The following is a 21,546-nucleotide window of genomic DNA, read 5'->3' on the forward strand; positions in this document are numbered from 1 at the left end:
TTTACTCGATAGTTTTTATACGTGGCCCAAGCATGCAGCGCTGGAACTGAAGGCGGAATTGGTCGAGACTTCAGTTCTGTCGATATCAGGAGTATCGAATGGATCGTTACACAGCCGTACACAGCTTCGTGCTGGTCGCCGAAGCCGGCAGCTTCGCCGCCGCTGCATTGAAGGAAGGCGTGACGCCGGTGGTGATGGGCCGCCGTCTCGATGCGCTGGAGCGCCACCTGGGCGTCAAGCTGATGCACCGCTCCACCCGTGGCCTGGCGCTGACCGACCTGGGCGAGCAGTACCTGGAGCGGGCGCGCGGGTTGCTCAAGGATTTCGACGAGGCCGACGCCAGCATCGCCAAGGACCGCACCTCGGTGCGCGGCCATCTGGTGATCTCGGCGCCGGCGGCATTCGGTCGCCGGCATATCGGCCCGCATGCGCCGGCCTTCCAGGCGCGCTTCCCCGATCTGCAGCTGTCGTTCAACTTCACCGACAGCGTGGTCGACCTGGTACGCCACGGTTACGACATGGGCATCCGCATCGGCGAGGTCACCGACCCCAACTATGTGGCGGTCAAGCTGTTTCCCAATCGCCGGGTGGTCTGCGGTGCGCCGGACTACTTCGAGCGCCAGGGCGTACCGCGCGAGCTGGAGGACCTGGCGCGGCACAACTGCCTGGCCTTCAACCTGCAGGGCGGGCAACAGCGCGGCTGGACCTTCCTGCGCGACGGCAAGCAGGTGGCGGTGCGGGTGGACGGCAACCTCGACTGCAACGACGGCGAGCTGCTGTTCGACTGGGTCAAGCAGGGCCTGGGCATCGGCTGGCGCTCGACCTGGGAAATCCAGGCCGAACTCAAGCGCGGCGAACTGGTGACCGTGCTCGACGAGTACGCACTGCCGGCCTACGACATTCAGGCGGTCTACCCGCAGCAACGCTACCTGCCGGCCAAGGTGCGCTTCTTCATCGACTACCTGAAGGCGATCTACAACGCGCCCGGTTACTGGGAAACCCGCTGAGCCGAACCACGTCGCGTGGTTGCTGGTCGTAGGGTGGATGTCGCGTAGCACATCCACGCGCGGTGGCTACCGAAAAAACGCAGCCTTCGGCCATGAGGTGCATCGTGGATCGTCTGAAAATCGCCACCTTCAACATCAACGGTATCCGCGCGCGGCGGACCAATCTGCTCGAATGGCTGCAGCGTGAGCAACCTGATGTGGTCTGCCTGCAGGAATTGAAGGCGCAGGACGCGGACTTTCCCATCGACGACATCCGTGCCGCCGGCTACGGCGCGATCTGGCATGGGCAGAAATCCTGGAATGGCGTGGCGATCCTGTCGCGGGGCGACGATCCGCTGGAGATCCGTCGCGGCCTGCCGGGCGATCCCGACGACAGCCACAGCCGTTACCTGGAAGCGGCGGCCCATGGCGTCATCGTCGCCAGCCTCTACCTGCCCAACGGCAACCCGCAGCCGGGGCCGAAATTCGACTACAAGCTGGCCTGGTTCGAGCGACTGATCGAACATGCCGAAGGGCTGCTCGCCAGCGGCCATCCGGTGGTGCTGGCCGGCGACTACAATGTGGTGCCCACCGACGAGGACATCTACAACCCGCGTTCCTGGACCAGGGATGCGCTTTTGCAGCCGGAAAGCCGCGAGTGCTACCAGCGCCTGCTTGCCCAGGGCTGGACCGATGCCCTGCGCGCCAGATACCCGGACGAGCGCATCTACACCTTCTGGGACTATTTCCGTCAGCACTGGCAGAAGAATTCCGGCCTGCGCATCGATCACCTGCTTCTCAGCAAGGGCCTGGCGCCCCGCTTGAAAGAGGCGGGCGTGGATCGCTGGGTTCGCGATCAGGAACATGCCAGCGACCATGCGCCGACCTGGATCGAACTGGATATGGGCTCCATCCAGCGGGGCGGCTGAACCTTCTTTCCGGCCCCGCAGTCGACTTGAACGGGAGGCCCGCGCAGAGGCGCGGCCATTAGAACGATTGCGCAGGAGATCGGAAATGGACACGAAAGAAACGATTTCGGTACTCAACGACCTGATCGAAACCAGCAAAGACGGCGAGAAGGGCTTCCGCGAATGCGCCGAAGACCTCAAGCGTGCCGACCTCAAGACCACCATGATGCAGCGCTCCCAGGACTGCGCCAGCGCAGCGGCCGAATTGCAGCAGCTGGTTCGCTCCCTCGGTGGTGATCCGGAAACCAGTTCGAGCGTGGCCGGCGACCTGCATCGGCGCTGGGTCGACCTGAAATCCATGGTCACCGGCAAGGATGACGAGGCCATCCTCAACGAATGCGAGCGGGGTGAGGACGTGGCGCTCAAGAGCTACCGCAAGGCGCTCGACAAGGACCTGCCGGCGGATATCCGCGTGGTGGTCCAGCGCCAGTTCCAGGGCGTGCAGCGCAACCATGACCAGGTCAAGGCTCTGCGCGACGCGGCGCGGGCCCGCGGCTGATCGGCTTTTGCAGGCTGAATGAAAACGCCAGCGTGATGCTGGCGTTTTTCTTTATTGGATATCGCTTTTCATAACCACCGCACCTTGGCTTGCCGCTCGTGACTTGTAGGGCCGAACAAGTTCGTCCCTACGGTGCGGGATGGTGAGTCATGTAGGGTGGATGCCGCTTTTTACATCCACCGTAACGGCGTCCGTTAGCGTGTTTTCTGGTAGTTGGTAAGCTCGTGGATCGGTAACGCGTGATCCCCCTACGCCGGTTCCTGCACTTCGCAGCCCTTGATCACCATGCGGATGATGGTCTCGGCGGCAGCCTCGTAGTCGCTGTCGTCCAGCGTGGCTTTTCCCGTCACGGCCGATATCTGCCAGTCGAAATCGGCGTAGGTCTGGGTCGCGGCCCAGATGCTGAACAGCAGGTGGTTGGGGTCGACCCTGGCCATCAGTCCCTGGTCGATCCAGCTCTGGATGCAGGCGATGTTATGGGCGGCCTGGGCATTGAGCTGAGCGGTGCGCTCGGCGGACAGGTGCGGTGCGCCGTGCATGATCTCGTTGGCGAAGACCTTCGAGGCACAGGCGTGCTCGCGCGAGATGCGGATCTTGGTGCGGATGTAGGCGCGCAGCACCTCGCCCGGGTGGCCAGGCTGGTTGAAGGGCGCCGAGGCTTCGAGCAGCGGCTCGACGATGCTCTCCAGCACTTCGCGATAGAGGTTTTCCTTGCTCTTGAAATAGTAATAGACGTTGGGCTTGGGCAGGCCGGCGCGGTCGGCGATATCGCTGGTCTTGCAGGCGGCGAAGCCCTTTTCGGCGAACTCTTCGCTGGCGGCGCGCAGGATCAGCTCTTTGTTGCGCTCACGGATGCTGGACATTGGGCCTATTCGATTCGCTACGAGGAGGCCGGCTGGCCTGGCGCAGAATGCTAGCACCGGCCTCCGACTTCTCTCAAGCCAAGCTATGAAAGCTGCTCGATCAATAGATTGTGTGCTTGTTTGTATACAATTTATGTGGCGTTCTGATACTGTTTTCGCGGCCTTGTCTGTCGGCGCGCCCGGTTACCGGCGACTGCAGCCGATCAGGCCATGGCGGAGGCAATCGTGCTTTGTCTCGCCGTGCGGGGCCCCACAACAAGAACAATGCGTCAACAAGGAGTCACCATGAAGCACATGCTCGCCGCTGCAGCGCTCATCTTCGCTGCCCATGCGGTCGCCGAGTCGACCTATGTGGTCGGCGTCGAAGACGCTCGATTCATGCCGCACTACAGCCTGGACGCCCAGGGCCAGTATCAGGGCTTCGCGCGTGAACTGCTCGATGCCTTCGCCGAAGAAAGCGGCGTGCGGCTGATCTATCGGCCATTGCCGGTCGACGAGCTGCTGCCGGCGCTGCTCGACGGGAGTGTCGACTTCAAGTACCCGGACAACCCCTCCTGGTCCATCTCCGACAAGAGCGGCCATGGCTTGCATTACAGCCAGGCGGCGGTGGCCTATGTCGACGGCGTCATGGTCGCGCCGCGGCGCGTGGGTCTGGGTGTCGAACAGCTGAAACGGCTGGCGGTGGTCGATGGCTGGACGCCCAAGGGTTACGAGGCACGGATCGATACCGATCAGGTGTTGCTCGTCGGCAGCAGCGACCTGCCGCGGATGATCCGCCAGGCGATGCTCAAGGACACCGATGGGGCCTACTACAACATCGTGGTAGCGATGCACTATCTGAACAACGTCCGTACCAAACCCGGTGCGCTGGTCTTCGACCCGAAGCTGCCGCACACCCGGGGTACCTACCATCTCTCCAGCGTGCGGCATCCGGAGCTGATCCGGCGCTTCGACCGCTTTCTCGACGAACGTCGCGAAGACGTCGCCGCGCTCAAGGCCAGGCACCAGGTGGAGGTCAACCTCGACTCGGAATATATCGGCATGGAGCAATGGAAGGTGGACTTCCTGGAGCGGCAGAAGGCCAGGAATGCGGTAGGTGGCTGATCGCCGAGCTCTGCTCAGCCGCGCCGAATCAGCCAGACGCCAGCGAAGATCAGCACGATGCCGCCGACCTTGCCGAGGCTGATCGACGCCTGACGATAGCCGGCCCAGCCGAAGTGATCGAGCAGCAGTGCCATCAGCAACTGACCGGCCAGCAGCAACGCCATGAACAGCGAGGCGCCTACCCGTGGCGCTGCGAACGCCGCGGTGGCGATGAGGAAAACCCCGAGCAGGCCGCTGCCCCAGTGCCACCAGGTGATGCCGCGCAGGCTCTGCAGACCCGGCAGGTCGCGCTGGGCCAGCACGATGCAGAACAGGGCCAGGGTGCCCACCGCGAAGGACACCAGCGCGGCATTCATCACGCTGGACAGGTGACGCGCGACTTCGCCGTTCATCCCGGCTTGCAGCGGCAGCATTGCTCCGGCAATCAAGGGTAATGCGAGCAACCACCAGGCAACCGTGGGCATGAACTTCTCCGTAGATGAGCGTGAGGACTGCGGGCAACGCAGGCCGGGTGAGGAGGCGACAGGCAGCTGGACCGGGACGAATGTCCTTGGCGCCATTTGTGTGATTCAGATTGTATACAAGATACCGGCCAGAGACGGCAGAGGCAACGGCAGAGCGCGGCGACAGCTTATTTCGCAGCCCAGCCGCTGGCCGCTGCGTGCGCCAACGGCAGCAAGGCATGGCTCGGCAGCCGAGGGCCTTGCGAGGAAATCGATTGGATGAATGGCCTCAAGGGACGGGAGTTCGGTGCCGATAGCAGTAAGACGTCGGTGTTTATTTGTTGTACACAATCTTGCCTGCAAGGTTTACAAGAACGAGGAATTTGCCATGCGCTTCATGCAACGCAGTATCCAATGGCAGCTGATGGTCAGCATGGGCGCGGCCCTGTTGACCAGCATACTGATCGTCATCCTGGTGTATTCCTCGGCAGTCAATCGGCTGGCTGAGCGCTACCTGATCGGTGAAGCGCTGCCAGCCAATGTCACGGCCATCCGCAATGACATCGAACGCACGCTGGCGGCGCCGATCACGGCCGCCGCCGGTATCGCCGGCAATACCCTGGTGCAGGATTGGCTGCTCGATGGCGAGAACGACCAGCAGGCGGCCGCGATGAGTCGCTATCTCGACGGGGTAAAGAAGCAGCAGGACGCGTTGACGACGTCCATCGCCGTGCTCGAAAGCGGTCATTACTACACGGAAACCGGGCTCACGCGGAAGCTGGATCGCGGTAATCCGAGCGAAGGCTGGTTCTACAGCCTGATCGACGGCAATCTGGACAGGCGTGTCGAAATCGACACCGACAAGGCCACGCGACAGCTCACGATGTTCATCAATCAGCGCATCAGCGTCGACGGTCGGAAGCTGGGTGTCGTGGGGCTGGGCTACAGCCTGCGGCACATGTCCGAGCTGGTCAGCGGGTTTCGCTTCGGTGAACGCGGCGAGGTCTATCTCGTCGGTGCGGACGGGAGCGTCAAGGTCCACCCGAAGAGCGAATACAACGACAGCGCCGAGCTCGCCCAGCTCATGGGCGGCGAGGCGGCCGGACGCTTGCTGGGCGGCGAGAGGCAAACGGTACGTTTCGAGCGCGATGGTGAAGCCTTCCTGGCGCTGGCGCAGCCACTGGAGAGCCTCGGCTGGATTCTCGTCAGCGAAGTGCCGGAAGCCCAGATCTTCGGCGAAGCCGAGCGAACCATGTGGACCACCAGCCTGATCGGCTTGGGCATCGCGTTGTTCTTTCTCTTCCTGGTGGTGCTGCTGGCGCGCGGGTTGGTCAAACCCATCCGCCAGGTCACCAGCGCCCTGGTCGAGATTGGCGGTGGCGGCGGCGATCTGACGCGGCGGCTGGACGAAAGCCGGGCCGACGAGCTGGGCGACCTGGCGCGTGGCTTCAACCGCTTCATCGGCAGCCTGCGCAGCCTGATCGGCGATGTGCTGAAAACCAGCGAGCAACTGCGCACGGCGGTGGGGCAGGTGTCACATGTGGTGGACAATACCGCCGGGCGTGCCGGGCGCCAGCACGAGATGACCGATATGGTCGCCACGGCCGTGCATGAAATGGGGCTGACCGTGCAGGAGATCGCGCGCAACGCCAGCAACGCGGCGCAGGCGTCGCAAGGTGCGCGCAGCGAGGCCATGCAGGCGCGCACGGTGGTGGGCGAGTCCATCGCCCATATCGAGCGGATGTCCGGCGACATCGGCCAGGCGGCGGATGCGGTGACCGATCTCGCGCAGCAGGTCGCCTCCATCGACAAGGTGCTGGCGGTGATCCGCAGCATTTCCGAACAGACCAACCTGCTGGCGCTCAACGCCGCCATCGAGGCGGCGCGGGCCGGTGAAATGGGGCGTGGCTTTGCGGTGGTCGCCGATGAGGTGCGAACCCTGGCCAGCCGGACCCAGGCCTCGACCGACGAGATCCAGCAGATGATTCAGGGCCTCAAGAATGGTGCCGAGAACGCGGTCAGCTCGATGCATGCCGGCCAGGCGGCGACGGGCACCGGCGTGCAGGCCAGCCAGCGTACCGGGGAATCCCTGGCGACCATTACCGGGCAGATCGAGGCGATCAGCGACATGAACACCCAGGTCGCCGCGGCGACCGAGGAGCAGAGCAGCGTCACCGAGGAGATCACCCACAACGTCCAGGGCATCGCCGACCTGGCCCAGGCCACGGCGAGCGAAGTGCAGGAATGTCTGGAAAGCTGCCAGGCGCTGAGTCGTCTGGCCGATGATCTGAGCCGGCAGATGGGCAGTTTCCGGTTGTAGAAACCTCTGATGCCCACTGAGGCCGAGCACCCGCGCGGCCTCAGTGAGAGGGACCTTGGCCGCGCGCATTTGATCCTGCTGGCAGGCCCCGCCCGCATTCGCCGCGAGGGCGCGGCTCCCATGGAGCTGCGTTGCTTTCGTGGGAGCGCTGCCCTCCGCGCGAAGCTGTTGCTTTGTGCGCCGCTAAAAGCTCGCGAACAAGTTCGCTCCCACGAAAAGCGGGGCCAGCCACACCAGCCTGACAAATAAAAAATGCCAGTCAGCTGGGCTGACTGGCATTCGCTTGCCGGGTTGCTTTTCTCGCCTTCTGGCGAGGTGAGCTCAGAAGTAATGCGCCTTGACGATGAAGTTGACCACGTTGTTGTCGGTGTTGAAGGCGCCGCTGTCCTCGATGCCGTACTTGTTGGTCCAGTAATCGTATTCGATACCGACGTAGAGCATGCCGGCCTTCTGGTTCAGGGCCTTGCCCAGGTCGTACTTCACCTGCGGGTTGAAGTGGAAGTTCTTCTTCAGCTCGGTACCGCCGCTTTTCTTGTCGTTGACCACCCAGTCGATGTAGCCGTCGAAGAGAATGTCGGACTTGCCCACCGGAATGGTCATGGCCCAGGTCGGGGTGATCTGCCACTGGCCGCCGGGCTTGCCGGTGGCACCGTCGGGTTTGCGGTAGTAGGTGTTGACGGCGAAGCGGTCGAAGCCCGGTACTGCCAGATCCACGGCCGGGCCGAGCAGGTAGACCTGGTTCGGGGTGCCATCGGCCTGGCTTTCGCCGCGCTCGTAGGTGGTCGAGATCAGCACGTCCTTGATCGGGCCGAAGGACAGGTCTTTCCCGGTGACCTTGCCCAGCGACAGGCGTGGGCTGAACTCGCCGTAGTAGGTGCGTCCGTCCTTGCCTGAGTGGCCGTTGAACCACTTGTGGTCGACGAACAGGAACATGTCGCCCCAGCTCCAGCCGCTGGCGTGCTCGAAGGTGATGGTCTGCTGGATGGCGGCTTCGCGGCCATCCTCGCCCGAGTCGACCGAGAAGTTCTTGCCGTAGAGATAGGTCAGGCTGTTGTTCTGCCAGTGCATCTCGGCGAAGGCTGGCGCGGCGAGCAGGCTGCCGGCCAGGGCGAGGGAGAGCGGAGCGAGTTTGACGTTCATCTGGATACCCTTGAGTTTTTATTGTGGTGTGACGGAGGTTTCACCGCGCCGTCACGCACCGCGGTAAGAGGTGCCGGGTTCGACCGGAGTGGCGAATGGAGTGGCCGCCTCGGGCGGCGGAAACGAGGCGCAACGAGGCAAGGCTCGAGATCGGCGCAGGACGATGCGGTTCGCTGGCAACGGTAGGCAGGGAGGTGTGGTGCACGGACGATGAAGGTTCATCGTGCAGTTCGGCCGGCACTTGGCGAGGAGCCGCGAGACTCCTGGATTCGCTTGCGGACATGGTTCAGCCTGCCTGTTATTTATTGTTCGGTCTTGGCTTCGAGCCTTGCACGGCTTCTCCGTCGGAGATGTTGTCCAGACGGTCAGATAACCTGAATATAGCAATTTGTGGACATGTTGCTACACAATTATTTAATCAATTGTGCACAATTTTTTTGCGGGAAGAGTCTCGCCGGCAGCCCGATGGTGGGCTACGCGGCGAGTCGATGGAGAGGTCAGTGCTGCAGGGCGCCCGTCGTCGCGACGCGTTCGGCACCGCCCAGGACGTTGAACAGCAGGTTCAACAGCACGGCGCTGATGGTGGCCACGGCGATGCCGCTGTGCGTGATGGGCTCCATCCAGTGAGGCAGCTGGGCGAAGAACTCGGGACGAATCACCGGCACCATCCCCAGGCCGATGCTGACAGCCACCAGCAACTGGTTGCGGCGGTCACCGATGTCGGCTTCCTGCAGCAGTTTGATACCCGTGGCCGCCACCATGCCGAACATCGCGATGCCGGCACCACCCAGCACTGCGGCGGGAATCGAGGCCACCAGGAAGGCCGCCTTGGGCAGCAGGCTCAGGCTGATCAGAAACAGGCCGGCAATCGCGGTCACGAAGCGGCTGCGCACGCCGGTCATCTGCACCAGGCCGATGTTCTGCGCAAACGACGAATGGGTGAAGGTGTTCATGAAGCCGGCGAAGAAGGTCGCGCCAGCGTCGCAGAGCAAGCCGCGGCGCAGTTGCTTCTGGTCGATTTCCTGGCCGGTGATCTTCCCCAGCGCGAGAAACATCCCTGCGGATTCGACGAAGATGATCACCACCACCAGGCACATCGACAGGATGGGCGCGAGGAGGAACTGCGGGGTGCCGAAGTGGTTCGGCTCCACGACCTGGAAGCTGGGCGCCGAAGCCATGCCCGAGAGGTCGACCATTCCCAGGCTGCCGGCCAGTACGTAGCCCAGGGCCATGCCGATCAGCACCGAGACGTTGACCCAGAAGCCGCGCAGGAACTGGTTGATCAGCAGGATCACCGTCAGCACCACGGCAGCCACACCCAGATAGGGCAGGGCGCCGAACTGGCTCGTGCCGCTACCGCCGCCGGCCCAGTTCACCGCCACAGGAAACAGCGACAGGCCGATCGCGGTGATCACCGTGCCGGTGACCAGTGGTGGAAAGAACCGCACGATCTTGCAGACGAAGGGCGCGATCAGCAGGCCGAAGAAGCCGGCGGCAATGGTTGCACCGAAGATGCCGGTCATGCCGACACCCGGCATGCCGGCCATCACCACCATGCTGCTGACTGCGGCGAAACTGGCGCCCATCATCACCGGCATGCGGATGCCCACCGGGCCGAGGCCCAGGGACTGCACCAGGGTGGCGATGCCGGCGACCAGCAGGTCGGCGTTGATCAGAAAGGCGATTTCCTCGCGGGACAGGCCGGCCGCCTGGCCGACGATCAGCGGTACGGCAACGGCGCCGCCGTACATCAGCAGCACGTGCTGGAAACTTACGAGGATCATTTGCAGCAAGGGCAATCGCTGCTCGGAGGGGGACGCAGCCGTCACCGGCTTGGCCGTTGTTTCGGTCATCGAGACACCTCGGGCGCTTTTTGTTTTATCAGTCGCTGTGATCGATGCGCGTGTGTGGCCCGCGCGCATGATCGGAAGAACTGTATTAATTGTTGTGCACAGAGTTGCCACATCCTGTGGCGAGGTGATCATAACAATGTATGTAGTGCTTTTGTATGCGCACTACAAAAAAGCCGCGCTCGGATGAGCGCGGCTCTGTTTCAGTTGATTTGTGCTCCCTGTTCGATCCAGCTGGCCAGCAGGTCACGCTCTTCCTGGGTCATCTGGGTGATGTTGCCCAGCGGCATGATCTGGCTGGCAACGGTCTGCGCATGGATCTTGGCGGCCATCTGCTGGATCTGTTCGGGCGTATCGAACATCACTCCGGCCGGTGCCGCGCTGAACAGCGGGCTGGTGGGCTTCGCCGAGTGGCATACCGTGCAGCGTTCCTCGATGACACTGCTGACCTTGTTGAACGCGCTGTGAGTGGCCGTGCCTTCTTGCTGCTCACCGACGCTGGCCTGTTCCGGCGTGGTCGGGGCCAGGTTCTGCGGGACGGGCTGGCGGTTGGGGGAGAGCACGAAGGCCAGGCAGATCATGCCGACCGCGGCCGCCGGCAGGGCCCAGGCGAAGCGGTTGCTGTCGTGGCGGGTGTTGAAGTAGTGGCGTACCAGTACCGACAGCGCGCCGAGTGCGGCCAGGATCAGCCAGTTGTACTGGCTGCCGTAGGTGCTCGGGAAGTGGTTGCTGATCATGATGAACAGCACCGGCAGGGTGAAATAGTTGTTGTGGCGCGAACGCAGCAGGCCCTTGGCCGGCAGTATCGGGTCCGGGGTGCGGCTTTCTTCGATCGCCTTAACCAGCGCACGTTGGGCCGGCATGATGATGCGGAACACGTTGCCGACCATGATGGTGCCGATCAGCGCACCGGTATGGATGTAGGCGGCGCGACCGCTGAAGATCTGCGAGTAGCCCCAGCAGGCGGCGATCACCAGCACGAACAGGACCAGGCCGAGGAGTGCCGGCGTCTTGCCCAGCGGCGAATCGCAGAGCAGGTCATAGACGAACCAGCCGACGATCAGCGAACCGAAGCCGATGGCGACTGCAGCGGCGGGGGAGAGGTCGCTGCCTGGCAGGACCAGGTAGAGGCTGGGGTTGAGGTAGTAGACCACCATCAGCAGGGCGACGCCCGATAGCCAGGTGGTATAGGCCTCCCATTTGAACCAGTGCAGGTTCTCCGGCATCTGCGGCGGGGCCAGCTTGTATTTTTCCAGGTGGTAGATGCCGCCGCCGTGAATCGCCCAGAGATCGCCGGACAGGCCTTCTCGGGGGTTGGAGCGGTTGAGGTTGTTTTCCAGCCAGACGAAGTAGAACGAGGCACCGATCCAGGCGATGCCGACGATCATGTGAATCCAGCGAATACCCAGGTTCAGCCATTCGGTGAGATGTGCGTCCACGATTATTTACCTCTTGCGCGGCCGGCGAACCGACCGTTGTTTCTTGTTATTCGACTCGTCGCGAGCGGCCAGTGCGGCGCTCACTCCGAGTCCCGGTGGGGGTCGAGGAACAGCTCATCCTCGCTGAAGAAATGCTCGTCGCAGTTGTTGCCAGAACCGCTGCGATCGACCACCAGGAATTCATCCCGCTTTTCGATCGTCAGCACCGGGTGGTGCCAGACGCCGCGGTGGTAATTGACGCCCTGCCTGCCGTTGCTGCGGAAGGCACGGACACTACCTGGTACAGGTGCATCGCCAGCGGGCGCGACCACGACCAGAAAGGGGTTGCCGAGCAGCGGGATGAAAGCCTGGCTGCCCAGCGGATGACGTTCCAGCATCTGAATGGCGCGCGGCATTTCCAGGGCATCGGCCGCGAAAATGCTGATGATCGCCTGGTCTTCAGGCTGCGCGGTCTCGACCGTCGCCAGCTTGTGGTAGCGGCGGGTGGAACCGTTGTTGATCATGAAGAACTCACTGCCTTCGGTCTCGATCACATCACCGAACGGGGCGAAGGCTTCCTTGGTCAACGGCTCTATCTTGAGTGTGCGCATGGCTGGGGTCTCACTATCGTTATTCGAAGGCAGGCTTACATCGCCTGCAGGCGGAACAGGGCGATCTTGTTGATCTCGCTCACGGCACGGGCGAATTCCTGCTCGGGGGTGTTGTTCAGGCGCTCCTTGAACGCGGCGAGGATCTGGTGCCGATTGCTGCCCTTGACCGCCATGATGAAGATGAAACCGAACCTTTCCTTGTAGGCCGCGTTGAGTTCGGTGAAACGGGCGAACTCCTCGGCGGTGCACTCATGGATGCCGGCGCCGGCCTGTTCCGAGGTGCTGGAGGCGGTCAGCTCGCCGCGTACGGCGGCCTTGCCGGCGAGGTCCGGGTGGGCGTTGATCAGTGCCAGCTGGGTTTCGCGCGGGGCGTTCAGCAGAATCTCGGACATGCGCCGATGGAGCGTCTCGATGTCGTCGAGGCTTTCGTCGACGCCCTGGTCATAGGCCTGTTCGGCGACCCAGGGCGAGTGCTCGTAGATGTCGGCGAAGGTGGCAACGAAGGCGTCGCGGTCGAGGCTGGACGGCTTGATCGTCTGGAAGCGGCTCATTTCGCGCTCTCCTGGGTGAACGGGTGGGTGGCGTGCCAGTGGCGGGCGATATCGACGCGGCGGGCGAACCAGACCTGATCAAAGCCCTGCACGTATTCGATGAAGCGCTGCAGCGCGGCCATGCGGGCGGGACGGCCCAGCAGCCGGCAATGCATGCCGATGGTGAGCATCTTCGGCGCCTCGGCGCCCTCGGCATAGAGCACGTCGAAGGCGTCCTTGAGGTAGGTGTAGAAGTCGTCGCCGCTGTTGAAGCCCTGGACCTGGGTGAAGCGCATGTCGTTGGTGTCCAGGGTGTAGGGGATCACCAGGTGCGGCTGCTCCGGCGTGCTGGCCGGGTCCCAGTAGGGCAGGTCGTCGTCGTAGGTGTCGCAGTCGTAGAGGAAGCCACCTTCCTCGCGCACCAGCCTGCGCGTGTTCGGCCCGGTGCGGCCGGTGTACCAGCCCAGCGGGCGCTCGCCGGTGAGTTCGGTGAGGATGCGGATGGCCTCGAGCATGTGCTCGCGCTCCTGCTCTTCATCCATGTACTGGTAGTCGATCCAGCGGTAGCCGTGGCTGCAGATCTCGTGGCCATCGGCGACCATCGCCTTGATCACCTGCGGATGGCGTTGTGCGGCCATCGCGACGGCGAAGATTGTCAGCGGAATGTCGTGCTTCTTGAACAGCTTGAGCAGACGCCAGACGCCGGCGCGGCTGCCGTATTCGTAAAGCGATTCCATGCTCATGTGGCGCACGCCCTGCAGCGGCTGCGCGGCGACCATTTCGGAGAGAAAGGCTTCGGATTCGCGGTCGCCGTGCAGGATGCAGCGCTCGCCGCCTTCTTCGTAATTCAGTACGAACGACAGCGCGATGCGTGCATTACCGGGCCAGTGCGGATGGGGTGGATTGCCGGCATAGCCGATGAGGTCACGAGAATAGTCGGCGCTCATTTATTGTTTTTTCCTTAGTGAAGTGCGAGGTCGCCGTTGGCTGGATGGCGATGCGACCCTATGGCAGTAATTGTATACAAAAGCTTTTGCGGTTTGTAAATCAAAAGCCCGCGAAAAAATGATGGGCGGCTTTTCGTCGATGGTCGCGCCCTCCGTGTTGTCGGAACGGGCGTGCGGATAAGCGGCCTCGCAGCAAAGGCGCAACGCGGGAAAAGGTCGTGCAATAAGTTGTGTACAATTTTTGTTGAAACTGTCTTTTATGTGGCGGTGCGCATGCTATGCTCCCGACAGACCCACAACATCGACAAGAGGAGGCAGGCGCCTGCAGAGCGGCTCCGCTGCAGCGCCGGAAATCTATGGGACGTTTGACTACTCACGTGCTGGACGCCGCCCACGGCTGTCCGGGCAGCGACATCAAGATCGAGCTTTATCGCGTCGAGGGCGCTGGCCTGGAGCTGGTCGCCAGCCGGCAGACCAATGCCGACGGCCGCTGCGATGCGCCCCTGCTGGAAGGCGACGAGTACCGCTCCGGCGTTTACCAGCTGCAGTTCAGTGCAGGCGATTACTACCGCGCGCGTGGCGTACAGCTTGCCGAACCTGCCTTCCTCGACGTGGTGGTGCTGCGCTTCGGCATCAGCGCCGAACAGGACCATTACCACGTGCCCTTGCTGATTTCGCCGTACAGCTACTCGACCTATAGAGGCAGCTGACGGCTACCGGACCATGCGCTGCTGGCTCCACTCGTGAGCCGGCCACCCGCCCTCGAGGCGGGTGTTTTTTATCAGGGATCGCCCACGGCAGTGTTCAAGCGCACGCCAGGCTCAGGCCAGGGTCTCGTCGGATGCTTCCGGCATCTGTCCACATCCTCAAGCGACGCGTGACGATTGCGCCCGCGAGGTCAGGAAGGTCAAGGCGGCCGCGATCAACAGCACGGATCCGCTGGCGATGAAGGTGGTTCGATAGCCACTCGTATCGAAGAGCATGCCGCCAATGGTCGAGCCCAGGGCGATGGACAGCTGAATCACCGCCACCATCAGGCCGCCGCCGGCTTCGGCATCCCTGGGCATTGACCTGGCCAGCCAGGACCACCACCCCACGGGAGCCGCCGTTGCCACCAGACCCCACAGCCCCAGCAGCAAGAAAACCATCGCCAGGTTGCTGCCAAAGGCGATCAGCGCCAGCGCGATGGCCGTCATCAGCAGCGGGATGATCACCAGCGTGCGATACAGACCCAGCCTCAGGAGGCTGCCGATCAGGGTGGTGCCGACGAAGCCTGCGATGCCGACCACCAGCAGGATCATCGACAACGTGGAAACGTCCACCTGAGTGACGGTCTCCAGAAAGGGGCGCAGGTAGGTGAACAGCACGAACTGGCCCATGAAGAAGGCGCCGACCGCCAGCATGCCGAGCGTCACCAGGCGGCTTCTGAACAGCCTGAAGACATTGCCCGAACCCGCTACGCGCGGGGCGGCCTTCATCGACGGCAGGCTGATCCATTGCCAGACCAGGGCGATCAGGGTCACCGGCACCAGACAGAAAAAAGCGCCACGCCAGCCGATGACGCCGCCGAGATAGCTTCCCAAGGGTGCGGCCACCACGGTCGCCAGCGCGTTGCCGCCGTTGAAGATGGCCAGCGCCTTGGGCACGCTAGGGGTTGGCACCAAGCGCATCGCCACGGCCGCCGACATGGACCAGAAGCCGCCCACCACCACGCCGATCAGTGCGCGGCCGATCATGTAGACCACATAGTTGGGCGCGAGCCCGACGATCAGGCCAGAGACACCCATCAAGCCGGTCAACAACAGCAGCAGCGTCTTGCGGTTCAATGAGCCCGCGATCGTGGAGATGGACAGGCTGGTCAGTACCGCAAAGGCGCCGGAGATGGCGATGCCATAACCCGCCAACCCCTCGCTGACCTGCAGGGCTCCCGCGATGGGGGTCAGCAGGCTGACGGGCATGAATTCCGAAGCGATCAGCGCAAAGACGCACAGCGTCATCGCGAAAACCCCGCTCCAGTACGCGGGTTGCTCCTGTGCCTGCTGGTGGTCGGGGGTGGAGACGAGGGGGTTGTCGGAAACTTCAACGCTCATGAGTGCTCATGCCAGGTACTTGGGTGAAACGAAGCCAGATCGGAATCAGAACCACGCGCTGGCCGTCGTGAATGGCGATCTATCTTGACGGAGCCATCGCAATTCCATTAGTAGGACTAATCTTCATGTACTTATGAGAAAACCTCAGTAATGGCTCAGAGCAAAGTCAACGATCTGCAGGCTTTCGTGGCGGTGGCACAGGACCGGAGCTTCACCAAGGCGGCGGCGAGGCTGGGCATTACGCCCTCCGCCTTGAGCCATACGATGAGGGCGCTCGAGGAGCGGCTGGGCGTGCGGCTGCTGGCGCGCACGACACGCAATGTGTCCACCACGGAGGCGGGGGAACGGCTGCTGCGCTCGATCGCACCGCTTTTCGATCAGCTCGCCGCCGAGGTCGAAGCGCTTGGGGAGCTACGCGACAAGCCCGCGGGGACCATTCGCATCACGTGCACGGACGACTCCATCGAAATGTCCGTGAGGCCCATGCTGGCAGGCTTTCTCAGGGAGTATCCCGACATAACGCTGGAGTTCTACGTCGACTATGGATTCACCAATGTGGTCGAGGAGCGCTTCGATGCCGGCATTCGCCTGGGTGAAGCGATCAGCCAGGACATGATCGCGACGCGCATCGGGCCGGACTGGCGGTTGGTCGTGGTGGGCGCGCCTGAATACCTGGAGCGGAACCCACTGCCGGAAACGCCTTATGACCTGACCCGGCATGCGTGCGTCAACATCCGGCACAGACCCTCCGGCGCCATCTACGCCTGGGAGTTCGAGAAGGATGGCCAGGAGGTTACCGTGAAGGTCGAGGGCCAACTCGTCTTCAACAGCATGCCTCACGTGATCAATGCCGCCGTGGACGGTATCGGCCTGGCCTATGTCACCGAAGACACGGCCAGACCCTACCTGGCCGATGGCCGGCTTGAAATGATTCTGAGTGACTGGTGCCCCTATTTTTCGGGCTTTCACCTGTACTACCCGAATAGGCGGCAGGCTTCCCCCGCTTTCTCGGCGTTCGTCGAAGCGCTTAGGTATCGTGGTTAGGGTCTGGACGTTGACGGGGCGACACAGCCATTCGCCAGGAATGAAAAGCGAAGAGGCCGGTGCAGGATCTGCTATGAGCCCTGCATCTCGAGCCGGGCCTTGGCTTGCGTCACGGAGAACGTGCGCGGCAGCGCCACGCCATTCTTCACGGCGAGGATCTCGGCCATCACGCTCACCGCGATCTCGGCCGGCGTCTTGCTGCCGATGTAGATGCCGACCGGCGCGTGCAGGCGCGCAAGCGACTCCTCGGTTTCGTCGAAATGCTCCATCAGTCGCTGTCGCCGGCTGATGGTATTGCGGCGCGAGCCGATGGCGCCGACATAGAAAGCGGGGCTGTGCAGCGCTTCCAGCAGGGCCAGGTCGTCGAGTTTGGGGTCGTGGCTGAGGGCGACGATGCAGGTGCGCGTGTCAGGGTTCAGGGTGCGCACGGCGTCATCCGGCATTTCCCGGGTGATCCGTACATCCGGCACGGACCAGGTGCCCAGGTGTTCGAGGCGCGGGTCGCAGACCGTCACCGCGAAGTCGTTGAACAGCGCCATGGTGGCCAGGTATTCGGCGAGCGCGCCGGCACCGATGAGCAGCATCCGGTACTGCGGGCCCAGGGTGCTGGTCAGCCTGGCGCCATCGAACCGCAGCGCCTCGGGCGCCGGGGCAGGCGCCAGAGTCACCGCGCCGGTGATGCAATCGACCGTGCGCTGCATCAGTTGCCCGGACTCCAGCCGCTGCACCAGCGTCTCCAGCGCCGCGAGATCCGGCTGGAATTCCAGCAGCAGTTCCAAGGTGCCGCCGCAGGGCAGACCGAAGCGGTGCGCCTCATCCGCCGTGACGCCGTAGCGCACCAGCGCGGGTGTGGTTTGCGCCATGGCGCCGTCCCCATAAGCGCAGGTGTAGCGATGCACCAGGTCGTCCTCGATGCAACCTCCGGAGACGGAACCCACGCAGCGGCCATCTTCGCGCAGCGCCATCATGGAACCGACGGGCCGAGGCGATGAACCCCAGGTCTTCACCACCGTGATCAGCAGCAGCCGGTGCCCCGCTGCATGCCAGTCGCGCGCGGTGCGCAGTACCCGTACATCAATGCTTTCCATGGTGCGGTTTCCTGTCTTATTTCGGGGTGCCGAGCCAGGCTTCGGCCGATGCCAGGTCTTCCAGGGTGTCGATGTCCGTCACGATGCCGGGATCGTCCACCTGAAGCTCCAGCAGCTGGCCGTTCCGGCGGTATTCCTGTACGACAGCAGCCGCGCCCATATCGCCGCATAACCCAGTCAATGCCGCGAAACATTCGGCGCCAAAGGCTACCGGGTGACCCCGTCGACCGTTCCAGAAAGGTTGCACCACCGGGTGGCCGGCCAGGCCCTGGGCGACCCGGAGCAGGCTGTCCGAGGTGACCAGTGCCAGATCCCCGGGCAGGATGAGCCAGCCTGTTGCGCCTGCCGTGGCGGCCACGCCCCGGGCGATGGAGTCGCCCATGCCATCGGAAACCGCCGTTACGCCGCTTGCCGGCCGCACCACATGGCAGGGCAGCCCGGAAGCCGCTACGGCATTCAGCACCCGCTGCAATACCGGCACGCCGCCCAGCGGTGCGTCGAGCTTGTGCATCACGCCACCTGACTGGCGAAAACGCGTCCCCTGGCCGGCAGCCAGAACGATGACGGTGGGCTGCTCCGGTTGCGCCATGGTCACGCGAGCCTACGCACCGGCAGGCTGCGCACGCGCTTGCCGGTGGCGGCGAAGATGGCGTTGCACAGCGCCGGCGCCACGGGAGGCACCGGCGGCTCGCCCACGCCACCGGGTGGCAGGTCGTGGTCGTCGTTCACCAGGTGGGTGCGGATCAGGCGCGGCGAGGCGGAGTGGCGCAGCACCTCGTAGTCGTGGAAATTGCTCTGCTTCACGCGGCCGTTCTCGAAGGTGATTTCACTGTCGAGGGCCAGGCTCAAGCCCATGATGGCGCCGCCCTCCATCTGCGCGCGGATGCGTTCGGGGTTGATCTGCGGACCGCAATCCAGGGCCATGTCCACGGCCACGACGCGCACCTCGCCCTCGGCATACACCGCCACTTCCACCACGCTGGCCGTGTAGCTGACGAAGCTGTAGCAGAAGGCCAGGCCCAGGCCGTGGCCCTCGGGCAACTCGCGTCCCCAGCCTGCGCCTTGGCAGGCGGCTTCGATCACTCCGCGCAGGCGGCCCGTGTCATAGGGATAGCGCTCGGGCGATTCGCTGTAGTTCCAGGTATCGGCCAGCGTGCCGGGATCGATCCTGCGCGCCGGTCCGATCAGGTCGAGCGCGAACTGCCTGTGGTCCTTGCCGGCGCGGTGCGCCAGCTCGGCGATGAAGCATTGCGCCGCGAAGGCGTGCGGGATGTTGGCGACCGAGCGGAACCAGCCGATGCGCGTATGGGCGGCAACCTCGGCCGTTTCCACGCGTACGTTGGCGATGCGGTAGGGCATGTTGATGGCCGACATGGCCGACTCGAACAGCTGCTGCCCCTTGGCCCCTTCGGTGAACAGCGAGGCGATGGTGGGTGCGGCGCTGCGGTGCAGCCAGGATTGCACCTGCCCGTCCTCGCCCATCACCGCCTCCAGCCGTTCGACCGAGACCGTGTGCAGGTAGTCGTGGTGGATGTCATCTTCGCGCGTCCACACCAGCTTGACGGGCGTGCCTTCCGGCATGGCCATGGCGACGATGGCGGCCTCATCGACGAAGTCGGGTTTGGACTTGCGGCCAAAGCCGCCACCGAGCAACAGCACGTTGACCGTGATGTTCTCGGGCTCGAGTCCAAGCCGCGCAGCCACCGCGTCCTGGGCGGCGGCGGGGTTCTGGATCGAGGTCCAGACCTCGGCGCCGTCGCCCTTGATCCGCACCGTGGCGACCGGCGGCTCCATCGACGCATGCGCCAGGTGCGGCACATAGTACTCGGCAGCCAGGCGCTCGGTTTCGGGCGCCCGGGCCCAGGCCCGCGCCGCATCGCCGGCATTGCGCATCACCCTGCCGGGCGCGCGGGCGGCAGCCTCCAGGGTCTTGCGATAGGCCTTCGAATCGTAGCGGCCGTTGGAGCCATCGTCCCATTCGATCTGCAGCGCGGCGCGACCCTGCATGGCAGCCCAGGTATTGCGTGCGACCACGGCCACGCCCCCCAGTGGCTGAAAACCCGGTGCGTCCTGGAATGCGGGAATCTCAACCACTTTCAGCACACCAGGGATCGCAAGCGCCTTGCTGCTGTCCACCCGGTGCAGCTTGCCGCCTACCACCGGGGGCCGCGCCACCACGGCGTAGACCATGCCGGGCAGGCGCATGTCCATGCCATAGATGGCCTGGCCCCTGCCGATGGCTTCCAGGTCGACTGGCCGCACCTGGCTCTTGCCGATGTAGCGGAACTCGTCACGCGCCTTGAGCTTGAGCGCGTCGGCGTTCGGCACCGGCTGCCGGGCCGCGTCCGCAGCCAGCTCGCCGTACCCCAGGCGGCGACCGCTGGGCAGGTGGACGACCTCGTGCTGCACGGCCTTGACCTCCATCAGCGGCACGGACCAGCGCGCGGCGGCGGCCATCTCCAGCATCTGGCGGGCCGCGGCGCCCACGCGCCGCATGGGCATCAGGAAATGCCGCATGCTGCGCGAGCCGTCCACGTTCTGGTTGCCGTAGCGGGTTTCGTTGGCTTCGGCCTGCACGACCTTCACGCGATCCCAGCGGGCTTCCATTTCGTCGGCCACCACCATCGGCAGGCTGGTGCGCACGCCGGTGCCCATCTCGGCGCGATGCGCCACGAGGGTGACCGTGCCGTCCGTTGCGATGGAGACGAACACCAGTGGATCGTCCACCGTGCCGCCGGGCATGCTGTCCGCGCCGAAAGCGGGGGATGGATCGGCCGCCCAGGCGGCGGTGACCAGGCCCTTGGCCGTGACCGCCAGCAGCAGTACGCCGACGCTACCCTTCAGGAAGCGGCGGCGGGAAAGTTCGGTGGTGCCTGTCATTGCGCGTCTCCCTTCGCCAGCTGGTCCGCTGCCTGATGGATGGCAGCACGGATGCGCGGATAGGTGCCGCAGCGGCAGATATTGCCGCTCATGGCCTCGTCGATCTGCTGTTCGGTGGGTGCGGGGCTGGTCTTGAGCAGACTTACCGCCGACATGATCTGCCCCGCCTGGCAATAGCCGCACTGGGCGACGTTCTGCTCGATCCAGGCTTGCTGCACCACCTGGCCCACTGGATCGGCTTGCATGCTTTCAATGGTGGTTATCGTTCGTCCGGTCACGTCCGCGACCGGTGTGATGCAGGCGCGGATCGGCGTGCCATCCACATGCACCGTGCAGGCGCCGCACAGCGCCATGCCGCAGCCGAACTTGGTGCCGGTCATGCCCAGCTCGTCACGCAGCGCCCAGAGCAGCGGCATGTCGTCGGGGACGTCGAGGTCCCTGGCCTGACCATTGACTTGAAGTTGTGGCATGGCGAACTCCTGGCTTCTGGGGGCGGGGCTGCGTGGCTGAAGGCTTGCTGGCTCTTGGGCTGCCCCGCCGTTTCTCTGGTGGGTTAGGTTAGAAGCGAGGCTTTCTTCGATAAAGGCCGATTGTCTTCATGTGGTTGTGAGAAAAACTCAGTAATTGCAGAAGCACGCGGAAATGAGTGCAGGGGACGCGCTTATCAGACAGTAGCGATGTCGTGTTGACGCCGCTCGCGCTGCCCTGGCCCTTCAGTCTGCATGTGCTTGTGAGCGGCTACAGGCGGCTTCTTTCGTCGCCGCG

General features: G+C 63.9%; 20 protein-coding genes. 7 read left to right on the forward strand and 13 right to left on the reverse strand.

Translation table 11 applies throughout. The features are described 5' to 3' along the window. Window positions 1–98 precede the first annotated feature (98 nt). The 3 genes from EA795_RS17985 (at window position 99) to EA795_RS17995 (ending at window position 2,453) form a co-directional block, all read left to right on the forward strand. The gene (locus tag EA795_RS17985; protein ID WP_058074176.1) at window positions 99–1,007 is read left to right on the forward strand and encodes a LysR family transcriptional regulator; all 909 of its coding nucleotides are present in this window, start codon (window positions 99–101) and stop codon (window positions 1,005–1,007) included. A 104-nt stretch (window positions 1,008–1,111) separates the two neighbouring features. Beyond that, complete coding sequence (locus tag EA795_RS17990) at window positions 1,112–1,915, forward strand: exodeoxyribonuclease III (RefSeq protein WP_122078774.1); 804 nt, start codon at window positions 1,112–1,114, stop codon at window positions 1,913–1,915. An 85-nt stretch (window positions 1,916–2,000) separates the two neighbouring features. Next, on the forward strand, window positions 2,001–2,453 hold the full coding sequence (locus EA795_RS17995; protein WP_058078117.1) for a PA2169 family four-helix-bundle protein: 453 nt from the start codon (window positions 2,001–2,003) through the stop codon (window positions 2,451–2,453). A gap of 248 nt (window positions 2,454–2,701) precedes the next feature. On the opposite strand, the gene EA795_RS18000 is transcribed toward EA795_RS17995, so the two are convergent. Further along, on the reverse strand, window positions 2,702–3,316 hold the full coding sequence (locus tag EA795_RS18000; RefSeq protein ID WP_014853734.1) for a TetR/AcrR family transcriptional regulator: 615 nt from the start codon (window positions 3,314–3,316) through the stop codon (window positions 2,702–2,704). 285 nt (window positions 3,317–3,601) lie between these two features. On the opposite strand from EA795_RS18000, the gene EA795_RS18005 reads away from it, so the two are divergent. After that, window positions 3,602–4,420: a substrate-binding periplasmic protein gene (locus tag EA795_RS18005; RefSeq protein ID WP_122078776.1), complete on the forward strand. Its 819-nt coding sequence runs from the start codon at window positions 3,602–3,604 to the stop codon at window positions 4,418–4,420. Between the two features lie 14 nt (window positions 4,421–4,434). Here EA795_RS18005 and EA795_RS18010 read toward each other — a convergent pair whose 3' ends face one another. Continuing rightward, window positions 4,435–4,884 carry a DMT family transporter gene (locus EA795_RS18010; RefSeq protein ID WP_043942648.1) on the reverse strand — a complete coding sequence of 150 codons (450 nt, stop codon included), beginning with the start codon at window positions 4,882–4,884 and terminating at the stop codon, window positions 4,435–4,437. A gap of 367 nt (window positions 4,885–5,251) precedes the next feature. Here EA795_RS18010 and EA795_RS18015 point away from each other — a divergent pair, with 367 nt between their 5' ends. Then, window positions 5,252–7,183, forward strand: a complete 1,932-nt coding sequence (locus tag EA795_RS18015) for a methyl-accepting chemotaxis protein (protein WP_122078777.1) — start codon at window positions 5,252–5,254, stop codon at window positions 7,181–7,183. Between the two features lie 321 nt (window positions 7,184–7,504). On the opposite strand, the gene EA795_RS18025 is transcribed toward EA795_RS18015, so the two are convergent. The 6 genes from EA795_RS18025 to puuE form a co-directional block, all read right to left on the reverse strand. After that, the gene (locus tag EA795_RS18025; protein ID WP_122078780.1) at window positions 7,505–8,323 is read right to left on the reverse strand and encodes an outer membrane protein OmpK; all 819 of its coding nucleotides are present in this window, start codon (window positions 8,321–8,323) and stop codon (window positions 7,505–7,507) included. A gap of 497 nt (window positions 8,324–8,820) precedes the next feature. Then, window positions 8,821–10,176: a nucleobase:cation symporter-2 family protein gene (locus tag EA795_RS18030; protein WP_043942647.1), complete on the reverse strand. Its 1,356-nt coding sequence runs from the start codon at window positions 10,174–10,176 to the stop codon at window positions 8,821–8,823. Between the two features lie 200 nt (window positions 10,177–10,376). Next, window positions 10,377–11,612 (reverse strand): urate hydroxylase PuuD, encoded by a 1,236-nt coding sequence (locus EA795_RS18035; RefSeq protein WP_122078782.1) that lies wholly within the window; start codon window positions 11,610–11,612, stop codon window positions 10,377–10,379. A gap of 80 nt (window positions 11,613–11,692) precedes the next feature. Then, the gene (locus EA795_RS18040; protein WP_014853726.1) at window positions 11,693–12,202 is read right to left on the reverse strand and encodes an ureidoglycolate lyase; all 510 of its coding nucleotides are present in this window, start codon (window positions 12,200–12,202) and stop codon (window positions 11,693–11,695) included. Window positions 12,203–12,237: 35 nt separating this feature from the next. Beyond that, window positions 12,238–12,753: a 2-oxo-4-hydroxy-4-carboxy-5-ureidoimidazoline decarboxylase gene (uraD, locus tag EA795_RS18045; protein WP_058074185.1), complete on the reverse strand. Its 516-nt coding sequence runs from the start codon at window positions 12,751–12,753 to the stop codon at window positions 12,238–12,240. Beyond that, window positions 12,750–13,679, reverse strand: coding sequence for an allantoinase PuuE (gene puuE, locus EA795_RS18050; RefSeq protein ID WP_014853724.1), 930 nt, complete (start codon window positions 13,677–13,679; stop codon window positions 12,750–12,752). Before puuE ends, uraD begins: the two co-directional genes overlap by 4 nt. 356 nt (window positions 13,680–14,035) lie before the next feature. Here puuE and uraH point away from each other — a divergent pair, with 356 nt between their 5' ends. Next, window positions 14,036–14,389: a hydroxyisourate hydrolase gene (gene uraH, locus EA795_RS18055; RefSeq protein ID WP_058074186.1), complete on the forward strand. Its 354-nt coding sequence runs from the start codon at window positions 14,036–14,038 to the stop codon at window positions 14,387–14,389. A 156-nt stretch (window positions 14,390–14,545) separates the two neighbouring features. Here uraH and EA795_RS18060 read toward each other — a convergent pair whose 3' ends face one another. Further along, window positions 14,546–15,769 carry an MFS transporter gene (locus EA795_RS18060; protein ID WP_376786263.1) on the reverse strand — a complete coding sequence of 408 codons (1,224 nt, stop codon included), beginning with the start codon at window positions 15,767–15,769 and terminating at the stop codon, window positions 14,546–14,548. A gap of 150 nt (window positions 15,770–15,919) precedes the next feature. Here EA795_RS18060 and EA795_RS18065 point away from each other — a divergent pair, with 150 nt between their 5' ends. Beyond that, window positions 15,920–16,813 (forward strand): LysR family transcriptional regulator, encoded by an 894-nt coding sequence (locus EA795_RS18065; protein WP_122078783.1) that lies wholly within the window; start codon window positions 15,920–15,922, stop codon window positions 16,811–16,813. A gap of 71 nt (window positions 16,814–16,884) precedes the next feature. Here the strand turns inward: EA795_RS18065 and EA795_RS18070 are convergent, their stop codons facing one another. From EA795_RS18070 to EA795_RS18085, 4 genes are read right to left on the reverse strand one after another with little or no spacing between them, the layout of a single operon-like run. After that, window positions 16,885–17,901 (reverse strand): XdhC family protein, encoded by a 1,017-nt coding sequence (locus tag EA795_RS18070; RefSeq protein ID WP_122078785.1) that lies wholly within the window; start codon window positions 17,899–17,901, stop codon window positions 16,885–16,887. Between the two features lie 16 nt (window positions 17,902–17,917). Beyond that, a complete protein-coding gene (locus EA795_RS18075) occupies window positions 17,918–18,490 on the reverse strand; it encodes a nucleotidyltransferase family protein (RefSeq protein WP_122078787.1) in 573 nt (190 codons plus the stop codon). 2 nt (window positions 18,491–18,492) lie between these two features. Continuing rightward, entirely contained in the window at window positions 18,493–20,781 is a 2,289-nt protein-coding gene (locus tag EA795_RS18080) for a xanthine dehydrogenase family protein molybdopterin-binding subunit (protein WP_122078789.1), read from the reverse strand. Then, entirely contained in the window at window positions 20,778–21,251 is a 474-nt protein-coding gene (locus tag EA795_RS18085) for a (2Fe-2S)-binding protein (protein ID WP_014853717.1), read from the reverse strand. The genes EA795_RS18080 and EA795_RS18085 overlap by 4 nt, the downstream gene beginning before the upstream one ends. Between the last annotated feature and the right edge of the window lie 295 nt (window positions 21,252–21,546).

The organism is Stutzerimonas nitrititolerans (assembly GCF_003696285.1).
Taxonomy (GTDB): Bacteria; Pseudomonadota; Gammaproteobacteria; order Pseudomonadales; family Pseudomonadaceae; genus Stutzerimonas; species Stutzerimonas nitrititolerans.